The 13,745-nt window shown below is 36.2% G+C and carries 19 protein-coding genes; 13 read left to right on the top strand and 6 right to left on the bottom strand.

Annotation, left to right across the window (positions count from 1 at the left end):
* Positions 1-54: 54 nt before the first annotated feature.
* Both H560_RS23790 and H560_RS23785 read left to right on the top strand, forming a co-directional pair.
* Positions 55-258, top strand: coding sequence for a DUF3788 family protein (locus H560_RS23790; protein ID WP_155845017.1), 204 nt, complete (start codon positions 55-57; stop codon positions 256-258).
* 74 nt (positions 259-332) lie between these two features.
* A complete protein-coding gene (locus H560_RS23785) occupies positions 333-500 on the top strand; it encodes a DUF3788 family protein (protein ID WP_394330265.1) in 168 nt (55 codons plus the stop codon).
* A gap of 236 nt (positions 501-736) precedes the next feature.
* On the opposite strand, the gene H560_RS0114420 is transcribed toward H560_RS23785, so the two are convergent.
* The 5 genes from H560_RS0114420 to H560_RS0114400 all read right to left on the bottom strand — a co-directional run bounded on the left by H560_RS0114420 (position 737) and on the right by H560_RS0114400 (position 4,938).
* Positions 737-1,219 (bottom strand): DUF6691 family protein, encoded by a 483-nt coding sequence (locus tag H560_RS0114420; protein WP_027380703.1) that lies wholly within the window; start codon positions 1,217-1,219, stop codon positions 737-739.
* 12 nt (positions 1,220-1,231) lie between these two features.
* On the bottom strand, positions 1,232-1,795 hold the full coding sequence (locus H560_RS0114415) for a YeeE/YedE family protein (protein ID WP_027380702.1): 564 nt from the start codon (positions 1,793-1,795) through the stop codon (positions 1,232-1,234).
* 23 nt (positions 1,796-1,818) lie between these two features.
* Positions 1,819-3,231, bottom strand: a complete 1,413-nt coding sequence (locus tag H560_RS0114410; RefSeq protein WP_027380701.1) for an MBL fold metallo-hydrolase — start codon at positions 3,229-3,231, stop codon at positions 1,819-1,821.
* A gap of 213 nt (positions 3,232-3,444) precedes the next feature.
* Entirely contained in the window at positions 3,445-4,233 is a 789-nt protein-coding gene (locus H560_RS0114405) for a sulfite exporter TauE/SafE family protein (protein WP_027380700.1), read from the bottom strand.
* A gap of 72 nt (positions 4,234-4,305) precedes the next feature.
* Positions 4,306-4,938, bottom strand: a complete 633-nt coding sequence (locus H560_RS0114400; RefSeq protein ID WP_034752935.1) for a Crp/Fnr family transcriptional regulator — start codon at positions 4,936-4,938, stop codon at positions 4,306-4,308.
* A 108-nt stretch (positions 4,939-5,046) separates the two neighbouring features.
* On the opposite strand from H560_RS0114400, the gene H560_RS0114395 reads away from it, so the two are divergent.
* The 8 genes from H560_RS0114395 (at position 5,047) to arsB (ending at position 10,078) form a co-directional block, all read left to right on the top strand.
* Positions 5,047-5,373 (top strand): ArsR/SmtB family transcription factor, encoded by a 327-nt coding sequence (locus H560_RS0114395; RefSeq protein ID WP_027380698.1) that lies wholly within the window; start codon positions 5,047-5,049, stop codon positions 5,371-5,373.
* Positions 5,374-5,467: 94 nt separating this feature from the next.
* Positions 5,468-5,941: a DUF6428 family protein gene (locus H560_RS0114390; protein WP_027380697.1), complete on the top strand. Its 474-nt coding sequence runs from the start codon at positions 5,468-5,470 to the stop codon at positions 5,939-5,941.
* A 12-nt stretch (positions 5,942-5,953) separates the two neighbouring features.
* Positions 5,954-6,601 carry a class I SAM-dependent methyltransferase gene (locus H560_RS0114385; RefSeq protein ID WP_027380696.1) on the top strand — a complete coding sequence of 216 codons (648 nt, stop codon included), beginning with the start codon at positions 5,954-5,956 and terminating at the stop codon, positions 6,599-6,601.
* Complete coding sequence (locus H560_RS22980; protein WP_155845015.1) at positions 6,588-6,758, top strand: hypothetical protein; 171 nt, start codon at positions 6,588-6,590, stop codon at positions 6,756-6,758. The genes H560_RS0114385 and H560_RS22980 overlap by 14 nt, the downstream gene beginning before the upstream one ends.
* Positions 6,748-7,881, top strand: a complete 1,134-nt coding sequence (gene chrA / locus H560_RS0114375) for a chromate efflux transporter (RefSeq protein ID WP_027380695.1) — start codon at positions 6,748-6,750, stop codon at positions 7,879-7,881. Before H560_RS22980 ends, chrA begins: the two co-directional genes overlap by 11 nt.
* Before the next feature lie 54 nt (positions 7,882-7,935).
* Positions 7,936-8,547 carry an arsenate-mycothiol transferase ArsC gene (locus tag H560_RS0114370; protein ID WP_027380694.1) on the top strand — a complete coding sequence of 204 codons (612 nt, stop codon included), beginning with the start codon at positions 7,936-7,938 and terminating at the stop codon, positions 8,545-8,547.
* Position 8,548: 1 nt separating this feature from the next.
* Positions 8,549-9,040: a GNAT family N-acetyltransferase gene (locus H560_RS0114365; protein ID WP_027380693.1), complete on the top strand. Its 492-nt coding sequence runs from the start codon at positions 8,549-8,551 to the stop codon at positions 9,038-9,040.
* Positions 9,041-9,046: 6 nt separating this feature from the next.
* Positions 9,047-10,078, top strand: a complete 1,032-nt coding sequence (gene arsB / locus H560_RS0114360) for an ACR3 family arsenite efflux transporter (RefSeq protein WP_027380692.1) — start codon at positions 9,047-9,049, stop codon at positions 10,076-10,078.
* Positions 10,079-10,982: 904 nt separating this feature from the next.
* Here arsB and H560_RS0114355 read toward each other — a convergent pair.
* Positions 10,983-11,396, bottom strand: coding sequence for a helix-turn-helix domain-containing protein (locus H560_RS0114355; protein WP_027380691.1), 414 nt, complete (start codon positions 11,394-11,396; stop codon positions 10,983-10,985).
* A 194-nt stretch (positions 11,397-11,590) separates the two neighbouring features.
* Here H560_RS0114355 and H560_RS0114350 point away from each other — a divergent pair, with 194 nt between their 5' ends.
* The 3 genes from H560_RS0114350 to H560_RS0114340 all read left to right on the top strand — a co-directional run bounded on the left by H560_RS0114350 (position 11,591) and on the right by H560_RS0114340 (position 13,713).
* Entirely contained in the window at positions 11,591-12,169 is a 579-nt protein-coding gene (locus tag H560_RS0114350; RefSeq protein WP_027380690.1) for a TetR/AcrR family transcriptional regulator, read from the top strand.
* Positions 12,170-12,244: 75 nt separating this feature from the next.
* The gene (locus tag H560_RS0114345; RefSeq protein WP_027380689.1) at positions 12,245-12,874 is read left to right on the top strand and encodes a nitroreductase family protein; all 630 of its coding nucleotides are present in this window, start codon (positions 12,245-12,247) and stop codon (positions 12,872-12,874) included.
* A 62-nt stretch (positions 12,875-12,936) separates the two neighbouring features.
* The gene (locus tag H560_RS0114340; protein WP_034752933.1) at positions 12,937-13,713 is read left to right on the top strand and encodes an SDR family oxidoreductase; all 777 of its coding nucleotides are present in this window, start codon (positions 12,937-12,939) and stop codon (positions 13,711-13,713) included.
* Positions 13,714-13,745 lie beyond the last annotated feature (32 nt).

Here is a 13,745-nt window from a genome sequence, read left to right as displayed (position 1 = left end):
CCAGAGTAGGGAAAAAGTTACCGGATCTCCAAAATCAAATGGAGGAGCTAAAAGATAATCCTTAAGTCTGAAAAAACTCCTTTAAAACTTTTTGAATATCATGAAAAATTTAACAATAAGGATGAAATTCCTACATTAGATCAATTGAAAGAAGCCCTAGGTGATACTTATAACCTATGGCAAAGCCTTGAGAAATTCACTCATCAACATGACCACAATTCGAAGTCAGAATGGCATTTTTACGGCGAAAAATTTTGATGGAGTCTGCGAGTTAAAGATAGAAACCGGGTTATAATATATCTTTTGCCAAGAGAAAAATTCTTTAAAGCAGCATTTCAGACAGTATAAAAACTGAACTTATAGCTGCAAAAGTGTATGCAGAGGGACGTGGTATAAGGATTGAGGTCAGAGATCAATTGCATTGTAAAGATATTGAAAAACTAATTGAAATAAGATTGCTCACTGAAATCTTGTTCCAAAAAAAGACTATAAAGGGATGACCACCCATTACAGTCTTTTTTACCAAGCAGTAAAATCATTATAGTTGTAATCGCAAAGACTTTGCAACATCTACCCAGAATCGCGATCAGATTATTTTCTTCTGTAATCTTATGACATCAATAACAATGGCTTTACCCTTTGCCTGACCACCGATCAACTAGCTCGCCTGTGCAAGGTTTTTAACTAGGTTGAAGCGTACCACTACTTTTGTTATATAAAGCTTTTTTAAATACTATCAATGCGGCAGCTTGTCTCTGAAATATCCGTACACCCAAGTTCCGAAAACAGCACTCACCAAAGTAATAATAACCGCAAAAGCTCCTGTTCCAATCTGTGCAAAAAGAGGTCCCGGACAAGCTCCTGTAATGGCCCAGCCAAATCCGAAGATTAAACCTCCGTAAATTTGTCCTTTGTTAAAAGTTTTAGGAGCAATTGAAATTTTTTCTCCGTAAATGGTTTTTATTTTGAAATTTTTAATCAGCCAGACAGAAATCATTCCCGTTAGAACTGCACTTCCAATCACTCCGTACATATGAAATGATTGAAAACGGAACATTTCCTGAATTCTGAACCAGCTGATAATCTCAGCTTTTACAAACACGATCCCGAATAAAACACCAACTATTAAATATTTCAAATTGTGATACCATTTGTGCTGAAGATGGCTTTCGTTGGTACAAATGGTATCCTGGTGACGTATATCTGTTTCTTTTTTCATTATTAAATATATTTAGAGTGAAAGAATGATTGGAAAAATCACATTTGCCATTAAAAAACCGCCGACCATAAAGCAAATGGTCGCTACTAAAGAAGGCCATTGAAGATTGGAAAGTCCCATTATCGCGTGTCCGCTGGTGCAACCTCCCGCATATCTTGTTCCGAAGCCAACCAAAAATCCACCGACAACCATCATAATGAATCCTTTTAACGTCAATAAACTTTCAAAATTCATCAGTTGTGTCGGGACAAGATTGCTGTAATCCGTGATCCCATAGGTTGCCAATTCTGCTTTAAGGTTTGGATTGACTGTAATTCCTCCAAGAATCATCAGCAAATGAATGGCAATCATTCCTCCGAAGAAAATTCCTAAAACGAAGAATAAATTCCAGGATTCTTTTTTCCAGTCGTATTTGAAAAAACTCACGTTTGCCGGAATACAGGCTGCGCAAATATGTCGCAATGACGAACTGATTCCGAAAGATTTATTGCCTAAAATCAGCAAAGTCGGAACAGTAAGACCAATCAGAGGACCTGCGATATACCATGGCCAGGGTTCTTTTATGATATCTAACATTAATTTAATTATTTAATTCAAAATTACTTCAAAACTTTACTTTGACAAACGAAATTGCTTTTGGGAACATCAGTTTGTGCGATTGCATTAAATCCACCTTCAATTTCGGTAAAATTTCTGTAGCCTCTTGCCAGAAGAATGCTCGCCGCCATCATACTTCGGTACCCGCCTGCACAGTGAAGATAAAAATGTTCGGTCGGTTCAATATGGTTAATCCACTCATTGATGTAAGCTAAAGGCTTATTATAGGCTTCATCGACGTGTTCTGCTTCGTACTCACTTTCTTTTCGTACATCAATGATTGTAAGGTCTTTATCTTTAATCTCATTTTCAAATTGGTTTGCAGAGATTCTGTTAACGATATCAATTACCTTTCCGCTGTTTTTCCAGGCTTCAAAACCACCTTTCAGAAAACCCAAAACATTGTCAAACCCTACTCTGCTGAGTCTTGTGACCGTTTCCTCTTCATTATTTTCATCGGTAATTAATAAAATCGGTTGTTTTACATCTACAATCAAAGCACCGACCCAAGGTGCAAAATCTCCGCCTAACCCAACATTAATCGATTGAGGAATAAAACCTTTAGCAAAATTTTCATTATTTCTGACATCCAAAATCAAAGCTCCTGAATGTTCTGCCATTTCTTCAAATTCTTCAGGAGAAAGAGCGTGAAGACCTTTAGATAAAACCTCATTAAAGCTCTCATAGCCTTTTTTATTCATCGCTACATTCATCCCGAAATAAGAAGGTGGAGGAAGAAGCCCTTCTGTAACAGCTTTTATAAAGCTTTCTTTGTCTTTTTGATTCAATGCATAATTTGTTTTCTTTTGATTACCCAACGTATCAACCGTTTCTTTCTGCATATTTTTTCCGCAGGCAGAACCGGCTCCGTGCGCAGGATAAACGATAATTTCATCATCCAAAGGCAGAATTTTTTGGTATAAACTATCGTAAAGAAGCCCAGCAAGTTCTTCCTTGGTCATATTTACCGCTTTCTGAGCCAGATCCGGGCGACCGACATCGCCGAGAAACAGAGTATCTCCACTGAAAAGTGCTTTTTCTTTTCCGTTTTCATCGATTAACAAAAAGGAAGAACTTTCCATTGTGTGTCCCGGTGTGTGCAGAACTTTTATTTTGATTTTTCCGATTTCAAAGATCTGTCCGTCTTGAGCAATGATGGCTTCAAACTCGGGCTTTGCCGTTGGTCCATAAACGATTGGCGCATTTGTTTTTTTACTTAAATCAACGTGGCCACTCACAAAATCTGCGTGAAAATGGGTTTCAAAAATGTATTTTAATTTTACATTGTCTTTTTCCAGTCTCTCGATGTAAGGTTGAGTTTCTCTTAAAGGATCAATGATCACCGCTTCACCTTTTGAAACAATATAATAAGCTCCCTGAGCGAGACATCCTGTATAGATCTGTTCTATTTTCATTTTAATATTTTTTATTTAATTTTAATTTGATACAAATTTCCGGGTTTGAACTCTGTTCTACAGCTACTTTTGTTACATAAGAGTTTTAATTAATTATCTCCTATTTTGAAACACCGAATGATTGCTGCCCGACTTGAACGGAGCTCTTTTTGTGAGGAGGAACGACGAGCAAAAAAGCGGGAGTGGAAGGCGGATAAAGCTGCCCCAATAATATTAGAAGAAAAGTTCTTTAATAATAATGTAAATTCCCATCACCAGAATAAACCATCCGAATGCAGGTTTCAGTTTTTTGCCATCAATTTTCTTTGATAATTGCGAGCCAATGATAATTCCAACGATGGCAATTGCGGTGATGGTTGATAATAAATTCCATTCGATCTTGACGTGATTCATTGATGAAAAAAATCCGATCAGAGAATTTAAAGAAATAATGACCAAAGAAGTTCCAATGGCAGTTTTCATTGGCGTTTTGAGAAGATTGACCAAGGCAGGAATAATCATAAATCCGCCTCCTGCTCCTACCAAACCTGTCAGAATACCGACTACAGAACCTTCAGCTACTGCCAAAGGTGTATTGTTTTTTTCTGAATTTATCGTTTTTAGTACAACACTTCTCTGAATCATCTTATAGGAAGCGGTAATCATTAATCCTGCAAATAGTAACAGAAGAAAAATGTCTTTGGTCACAATGAAACTTCCAAAAGTGAAAACTTCATCAGGAATAAGAGGCAAAAGGTAATTTCTTGTCAGAAAAATAGAAATGATGGAAGGAAAACCGAAAACTAAAGCTGTTTTAAAATTAACCAATCCTTTTTTGAAATAAGAAGCCGAGCCAACCAAACTACTGATTCCCACAATGAAAAGTGAATATTCTGTTGCCAGAAAAGCCTCAATTCCGAAGAGATAAACCAAAACAGGAACGGTAAGAATACTTCCGCCACCGCCAATCAATCCTAAAGAAATACCGATAAAAACCGATGCTACATATCCAAAGATTTCCATTTTTCAACTTTTATAAAGCAAAAATGGATATATCCGGGGAGCCGTACAGCTACTTTTGTTACATAGGGAAATTTATATGGGATCCAAGAGTGTAATTTTGTTTCTTCCCAATTTCAATTTACCGGAATCTTCCAGCTGTTTCAGAAGTCTTGACACCACTACTCTGGCTGTTCCGAGTTCATTGGCAAGCTGTTCGTGTGTGATTACGATGGTTTTAGATTGGGAGTTTTCAGATTTTTTATAGAGCAGATCAAGTAATCTTTCATCTACTTTTTTGAAAGCGATCGCATTGATAATATCGAGCAATTCTTCAAAACGCTTGTGATACAGCCTGAAAATATAATCCAGCCATTCCGGATATTCTTTGATGAATAATGTAACTTTATCCATTGGTAAAAACAAGATCTCAGAATCTTCCTCCACTTCGGCCTTTACAATACTTTTCTCATTGTGCATCCCACCAAGAAACGACATAATGCAACTTTCACCTGCTTTAATGTAGTATAGTAAAATTTCTCTGCCGTCTTCTTCTGTCCTTATTACTTTTAACAATCCTTTCATTACAATCGGAATGGAGCGTATGGACGCATTTTCATCCAGAATAATATCTCCTTCGTGATATGTTTTCAGGATACCGTTTTGATAAAGCATATCAGTTAATTCCTTAGAAGAACTGAATTCGGAAGAAATTATATTTGGGTTCATTATGTGAAAATATTCTACGAATTTACATTAATTTATAAATTTTCAATTTTACATCAATTAATTTTCTTATCAATTAAATATATCGTAATATTGCAATATTAAATTAACATGGGAGCTACAAAGACGGATCACTTTACAGATCAACAAAATAAAATAGCAGTGATAGCAAAAGCATTGGGACATCCTGCCAGAGTTGCTATTATAGAATACCTGCTCAAGGTAAATACGTGTATCACGGGAGACATCGTCAATGAATTACCCTTGGCACAACCCACCATATCCCAGCATTTGAAAGAACTAAAAAATGCCGGTTTGATAAAAGGTAACATTGAGGGAAATTCAGTATGCTACTGTATCGATGAAAATACTTTCGAGATCATGAAGGATTACTTTTCAAAGATCATTAATACCGTTACTGATCAAAAATGTTGTTGATGCATTTTTTACTTTTAAATATTGCATTAGTAAAATATATTTTTAGACTTTCAAATCGTATCCATTAAATTAAAAATAATTAAAACAAAATACTATGACACTAGGACAAATAAAAGAGATCTTGCCAACATTGGAGAATGTAGAGTTTCAATTGGAAGACGGGACTATTGTGCCTGAGCATTTCCACGTGACGGAGGTCGGACAAATTAATAAAAAATTCATTGATTGTGGCGGAGTGATCCGTGAGGAATCAGTGGTCAATTTCCAGTTATGGAATGCGGACGACTACGAGCACAGGTTAAAACCCGGAAAACTGCTTAATATTATCAAACTTTCTGAAGAAAATTTAGGGATTGAAAATAATGAGATCGAAGTGGAATATCAAAGCAATACAATTGGCAAATATGATCTGGAATTCAATGGGAAAGTTTTTGTTCTGAAAAGTAAGACCACTGCTTGTCTTGCTCAGGATGCTTGCGGAATTCCTTCGGAAAAACTGAAGAAGAATCTGGCAGAATTGCCTGTTAATAATACTAATACGTGCAAACCTGGAGGAGACTGTTGCTAAATCAATTTCTTTATGGAAGCATTCGACAAAAGATTGCATTGGGAAAACATTTACCAGAACAAACCTTTAGAAACAGTAAGCTGGTATCAGCCTGATCCCGAGACCTCTTTAAAATTCATCTGTCAGCTCGATTTAGCCAAGTCCGCTAAGATCATTGATGTTGGCGGAGGGGACAGTTTTCTTGTGGATCATTTGCTTGAGTTAGGGTATGAAGATATTACAGTGCTCGACATTTCCCATACAGCAATAGAACGGGCAAAAGCAAGACTAGGAAGCAAAGCCGACAAAGTACAATGGATCACCGAAGATATTTTGGATTTCAGACCAACAGAGCAATACGATTTTTGGCACGACAGGGCGGCCTTTCATTTTTTGACCGAAGAAAATGATGTGAATCATTATATAGAAATTACAGGAAATGCGATCTCCAGAAATGGAATGATGGTAATCGGTACCTTTTCGAAGCTGGGACCAAAAAAATGCAGCGGTATCGATATTAAACAATATTCAGAACAGACAATGACAGATCGGTTTGAGAAATATTTTGAAGGGATCGAGTGTTTTTCTGTTGATCATAAGACACCTTTTGAAACCATTCAGAATTTTGTATTCTGCAGCTTCAAAAGAAGAAACACCATTTCTGATAATGCTAAAGCTTAATCTTACTGACAATAGCAAAACCATCATTTTGATCCGTATGGAACTGCTACACGGAAGCGGAACCGACTGGGCGATGCTTTTCGGAAGTATTCTTTTGCTGATCAAAGGTGCAAGTTGTCGGTCACTCGATAAAAAACTGATCCCAAATGGAAAATAAGGTCAACACAAAAGAGATCATTCTTCTTTTTCTCAAACTGGGCATTATAGGATTTGGCGGTCCTGCCGCTCACATCGCAATGATGCAGAACGAAGTGGTGGTCAAAAGGAAATGGATGGACGAACAGCATTTTCTTGATCTCTTAGGAGCTGTCAACCTTATCCCCGGCCCCAACAGTACCGAAATGGCAATACACATCGGCTATGACAAAGGCGGATGGAAAGGTCTGCTAGCAGCCGGCTTGTGCTTTATTTTTCCCGCCGTTTTGATCACAGGAATATTCGCTTTTTTATATCATCAATATGGACAGCTGCCCCAAGTTCAACCGTTCATTTACGGTATTAAGCCTGCGATCATTGCGGTAATCATCGGCGCAGTGTATCCATTGGCAAAGAAGTCGATCAAATCTACATTCCTTGCTTTGGTCGGTATGGCTGTATTATTAGGTTCCTTATCAGGAATCAGCGAGATTTATCTAATGTTTGGTGCTGGGCTACTGGCCATAGTTGTATTCTCGTTTCAGAACACGAATAATGGTAACACTATGCAGGGCTTTGTTCCTTTATTATTTTTCAAGGTCGGTCAAAGTAATTTTCTTTCAGAAACAAATGTCAAATTGTTCTGGATTTTCCTGAAAATCGGTTCAATACTGTATGGAAGCGGATATGTTCTTTTTGCTTTCCTCGATACAGAATTGGTTGCAAAAGGCTTGATCACCAGACAGCAATTAATGGATGCGATCGCGGTGGGTCAGTTCACACCGGGACCTGTCTTTTCTTCTGTAACCTTTATCGGTTATCAGATCAATGGATTATCGGGTGCCATCTTTTCTACCATTGCCATATTCCTTCCGTCATTTATTTTCGTTGCATTGCTCAATCCACTAATGAAACGGATACGCGGATATAAAAGCTTATCGGCTTTTCTTGATGCCGTCAATGTAGCTTCTGTAGCGATCATAATTGCCGTCTGCTTTACAATGGGTAAAGAAGCCGTTACGGATTGGCGCACGATCACTATTGCATTGATCAGTGCTTTTGTTATTTTCAAATATCAAAAGATCAATAGTGCGTTTATCGTTTTAGGAGGTGCATTATTAGGCTATATTTTGATGAGTATTTAGTATGCTTACCATTAAAAAGAAGTCCGTTTATCGATACTAATAAAATAAATAAAAATGAACCAGACCATTTCAAAGATTATAGAATCAATTTCTATAGACTCTATTACCGAAGAAAGAAAAACTGTTTTGCAGCCATTAGCAGATTACATCCAAAGTAAATCGAAAGCAAATCAGACAGTCAGACTGAATTTTATCTGTACCCACAACAGCCGAAGAAGTCACCTGTCCCAGATCTGGGCGCAGACCATGGCTTTCCATTTTGGTATTAAGAGCGTGTATTGTTATTCTGGAGGTACAGAAGCGACCGCAATGTTTCCAAAAGTGGCTGAAACATTGGAAAATCAAGGATTTCAGATTCAGATGCTGATTGACAATGCAAATCCTGTCTATGCAGTAAAGTATGCAGAAAATGAAGCTCCTATCATCTGCTTTTCAAAAAAATACAGCAACGATTTTAATCCCAAAAAAGAATTTGGTGCGATTATGACGTGCAACAATGCCGATGAAGGTTGCCCTTTAGTGATTGGAGGAGAAGGTAGATTTCCTATCAAATACGATGACCCCAAATCTTCAGACAACACACCGGAACAGATGCAGATCTATACTGAGAGAAGTTTGCAAATCGCCACAGAGATGTTTTATGTTTTTTCGCAGATAGACAAATAGAATGGAAATAATACCAACAGACAAGAAGCATTTTCCAGACATAGCGGAAATATACAGGCAAGGACTTGAAATAGGCAATGCCACATTTGAAACCACTGTTCCGACTTGGGAGGATTGGGACAAAGGTAAACTAAAACACAGTCGATTGGTTGCTATAATTGACAACACGGTTGTTGGCTGGGCTGCACTCTCGGCAGTGAGTGACCGATGTGTCTATGGTGGTGTGGCAGAATTGAGCATCTACATTTCCAATAATCATAAAGGAAAAGGCATTGGAAAAGCCTTAATGCAAAAACTGATAGAAGAAAGTGAAAGGAACGGCATATGGACATTGCAAAGCGGTATGTTTCCTGAGAATGAAGCAACAGTGGCTCTTCATCAAAGTTCGGGCTTCAGAATGATAGGCTATCGTGAAAAAATCGGAAAGCTAAGAGATATTTGGCGTGACACCATCATTATGGAAAGAAGAAGTAAAACAACAGGAATAAATTAAAACAGTATGCAACCAAAATTAAAATTTCTCGACAGATACTTAACACTTTGGATATTTCTTGCCATGGCAGTCGGAGTAGGCTTAGGATATATATTTCCCGAAATAACAAACATTACCAATTCGCTTTCTGTAGGAGCAACCAACATTCCTCTGGCAATTGGATTGATCTTGATGATGTACCCTCCCCTCGCAAAAGTAGATTACTCTTTATTGCCTATTGCATTTAAAGACAAAAAGGTAATCACTATATCACTTCTGTTAAACTGGATCATCGGTCCCATATTGATGTTTATACTGGCCATTATTTTCTTAAGAAGTGAGCCGGACTATATGATAGGATTGATACTCATCGGTTTGGCAAGATGTATTGCAATGGTCATCGTGTGGAACGATCTGGCAAAAGGAAACAGAGAATATGCCGCCTTACTGATCGCCTTAAATAGTATTTTTCAGATATTCACCTACAGTTTTTTTGTCTGGTTATTCATCAATGTTTTACCTGGAAAATTAGGATTGGCCAATTTCAATGTAAGTGTATCAATGAAAGATGTAACCGAGAGCGTTCTCATCTATTTGGGCATTCCATTTCTGGCTGGGTTCTTAAGCCGATATTTCTTAGTTAAATCAAAAGGTTTGGATTGGTACAACAGAAAATTTGTACCAGCAATCTCTCCTATAACTTTGTATGCGTTATTATTTACCATTGTTTTAATGTTCAGTCTGAAAGGTGAAAAAATAGTAGAATTACCGATGGACGTTGTAAAAGTTGCGATACCACTCGTGGTGTACTTTGTTCTGATGTTCTTTGTCAGCTTCTTTATCAATAGATCGATGAAAGTACCTTACGACAAAAATGCTTCCATTGCATTTACAGCCACAGGAAACAATTTTGAACTGGCAATCGCAGTTGCGATCTCTGTTTTCGGCATCAACTCTGCGCAGGCCTTTGTCGGGGTTATCGGCCCCTTGGTAGAAGTTCCGGTTCTAATTTTGCTGATAAGAGCAAGTCTATGGTTAAAGAAAAAGTATTATGTATAATAATAGAAATTGAGATAACAGAAAAAGTTGGCTTATAACAAGACACTTTTTTGAATATGGCATTCAATTATGAAATTATCCATAACTACATTTTCTCAAGTAACATCGTTTTAATTTAGCAGTGAATAGTTAAACTTTTTAAAAGACACAGCTACAATAATATGTTCTAAATAACATAATGGTTTTTAATAAATAAACATTCACTCTCATTTTAGAATAAACCTTATCGGTAAAACTAAATTTTAAATTAGAAATACATAGATTTTTTTCTCCGATAAAGGCGATATGATATTGTTAAAAAGGCTTAATGTTGCAATCCTGATAATTGTGAAATTCTCTCTAAATCTTCTATCAAATGTTTTGATATTTCTTCGGTTTTTGGTACAAGACAGGCAAAGCCAACTAAAAGCTAACTATTCCAAACTCACCTATTTTTAATGTTCGAAATTAAATTGAAATAAAGTTTTTTAATTTTTCAATTCAAAAAAAACTAATTGATAAAAATGAGCTTTGTAATTCTTGTTTAATTTGGCTCAATCGAACCAAATCATCGATAAAAGTGTTTGAAGATACGCTCGTCTTGGTCACAAACAGCCAAACGGCGCCATTCTTAGACAAATGGTGCCGTTTTTAATTATTCATTCTTAATCAATACTAATACTCAATTTTCTATTGTTAACAAACAACTAGTTGTGAACAAAAAGTAAACGAGGTTCATCACAATACTGTAAGTATATTCATGATGATTAAAAGCAAATCAAAAAAGTCTCATACAATATAAAATGTTCCGTTCCACAGGGTACATCTATCTTACTTTTAAGATAAACTATATTATTTTTCCTTCTAAATACTTTATAAATTGAGAAGGAGGTATGGAAGTTATTTGCTTAAATACAAGAGAAAACTAGCTAAGTGATGAAAAACCGGATTCTTCGGCTAAAGTAGCAATTTTATACTTTCTGTATTTCGGGCTGCTTTTTAATTTCCTGATAATATAATTAATTCTTAAAGTGTTGATGTAATTATTAAAATCATTTTTTTTATATGTGTTTATGATATAAGAAAGATATTTTCCGTTGGTTTCGCAATACGTTGCTAAATATGAAAGTGAAATACTATTATCAGTATATAATTCTGAATTTTCAAATTTTTGCAATAATGTTAAGATTTTACTTTCCTTTTCATTAGACATCATGGGTTTATCAGCATTTACCGTTTTATCTTTACTTCCTGTAGTCTCTTTTTGGCTAAGAAGCTCTTTCTCTTTGTCTAAATTCTTGATAATTTGTTTAAAGTGTTCAAATTTTAATTTCTTCATTTTCTTATATCTTAAGAAAAGCAATCCCCCTATGATGAACAAGAAACGATAAAAATGAAATCATCAATGAAAGTGTTTGAAGAAACACTCGTCAAGGTCACAAGACCGGTATTTGAAGTTTTATTCTTCGCAGATTTTTAATTTTTTAATTTTAAAACATTTGTTTCAAAATATTTTTATACATTTGCAACGTTATGGCAAGATTAGTAGAGTTTGACGAAAAAGAAGCAATAGAGAAAGCAATGAAAGTTTTCTGGAAAAAAGGTTATGCCTCAACATCTATGCGTGATTTAACAGATGCTATGCAAATCAATAGCAGCAGTCTTTACAATACGATTGGTGATAAAAAACAGCTATTTATCAAGTGTATCAAAAATTATACTCAGTTTCGGATTCAATCAATTGAAGAGCGTTACAAGCATTGGGGTTCTCCTTTTGAGGCACTTGAAAATTTCATCAGAGATGCCGCAAATATTATTACGACCGAACCGAATACCTGTTTGTGTCTGAAAACGACTTTTGAAACCGAAGGCGGAAACGCGGAAATTAATACGATAATAAACTCTTACGATCATTTCAACCACCAATTTATTAAAAACCTGATAGAAAAAGCCCAGCATCTAAATGAAATGCCAAAAAACGGAAATCCTGAAATGATTTCAGATTATCTAATGAGTGTAGTCAGCGGTTGGTACAATTCTTTTGTTTTGCATCAAAATCCTGATAAAATTTTAGATATGGCAGAATTCGTGATTCGACAATTAAAACGATAAAAAATTTTTTAACCAATTTTGAAACAAATATTTCAAAATAAAATCTAAGTATTAACAATTTAAATTCAAAAAAGAATGTCATTATTAGAAAATTTGAAGTGGCGTTACACCACAAAAAAATTTGGTCTCCAAGAAGTAGAGCGGGGAAAAGTGGATAAAATCATCGAAGCTGTTAATCTCTCTGCATCGTCAGGCGGGCTGCAGCCTTACAGAGTATTTGTAATCCAAAATAAAGAAATACAAAAAAAATTGCGGGCAGATTCTTTCAATGCTCAAATTGAGGAGGCGTCGCATCTTTTAGTGTTTGCTTCATTTCAAAAAATCACGAAAGAACACATTGATGATTACATCAACCTCATTATAAAAGAAAGAGGAACACCCATTTCTGAACTGGAAGGTTTAAAAACAGCATTAGAAAGCTGGCATCTTGATCAATCTGCAGAACAAAGTTCAGTTTGGGCTGCAAAACAAGCATATATAGGATTGGGAACGGCATTAATCGCAGCAGCTGAACAAAAGGTTGATGCAACACCAATGGAAGGTTTCGACCCGCAAAATGTTGATGAAGTCCTAAAACTCAAAGAAAAAGGACTGAAAACAGCGGTGATGCTGGCTTTAGGTTATAGAGATGCTGAAAATGACTGGAATACAAATCTCAAAAAAGTACGTTTACCGATAAATGAATTTGCCGTAGAAGTGAAATAAATTTTTTTATCTATTTCTAAAACAAATGTTTCAAAATAAATCTTAACTATAATTTAAAAATTATGACTCAATTGAACGGAAAAATCGCCCTCATAACGGGCGGTACAAAAGGAATCGGAAAAGCAATTGCCGACGAATTACATAATGCTGGTGCAACGGTTATCGTAACAGCGAGAAATAAGCCGGAAGAAAATACGAACGGATATCATTTCATTCCAAGTGATTTGACTCTACCTGAAAGTGCCGAAATTATCGCAAAAGAAATTTTGGAGAAATTTGGAAAAATAGACATTATTGTAAATAATGCAGGAGCCAATTTAAGTAAAGGCGGAAGTTTTAGCTCACTTTCCGATGAGGATTGGATCAATGATTTCCAATTGAATCTACTATCAGTAGTACGCGTCAATAAAGCATTATTACCTTCCATGATTGAACAGAAAAACGGTGTCATCATCAATATTTCTACATACGCGGCTCAACAACCAGTTTGGGAAATAACAATGACCTACTCTGCTGCCAAAGCTGCATTAAATGCTTATACAAAAGCATTGGCAAACGAGGTCGGACCGAAAGGAATCCGTGTAAATGCAGTTTCACCGGGCGTAGTAAAAACGCCGCTGATGCAGGATTTTATTGAAGGTTTTGCTAAATCTTCAAATATTACGACAGAAGAAGCATTTGAAAATATGGTAAGTAAAATTTGGGGCGCCATCCCTTTGGGAAGAATGGCTGAACCAAAAGAAATTGCAAATCTGGTTACATTTTTGGTCTCTCCGGAAGCACAATATATAACCGGTGCGAATTATTTGGTTGATGGTGGGGTGAGTCCGGTTGTATAAACGCAAAAATCCTTTCCAATTACGGAAAGGAT

Source organism: Chryseobacterium daeguense DSM 19388 (genome assembly GCF_000430825.1).
GTDB lineage: Bacteria > Bacteroidota > Bacteroidia > Flavobacteriales > Weeksellaceae > Chryseobacterium > Chryseobacterium daeguense.
The sequence above is the reverse complement of the archived record's forward strand: the minus strand, read 5'-3'. Positions and strand labels throughout refer to the sequence as shown.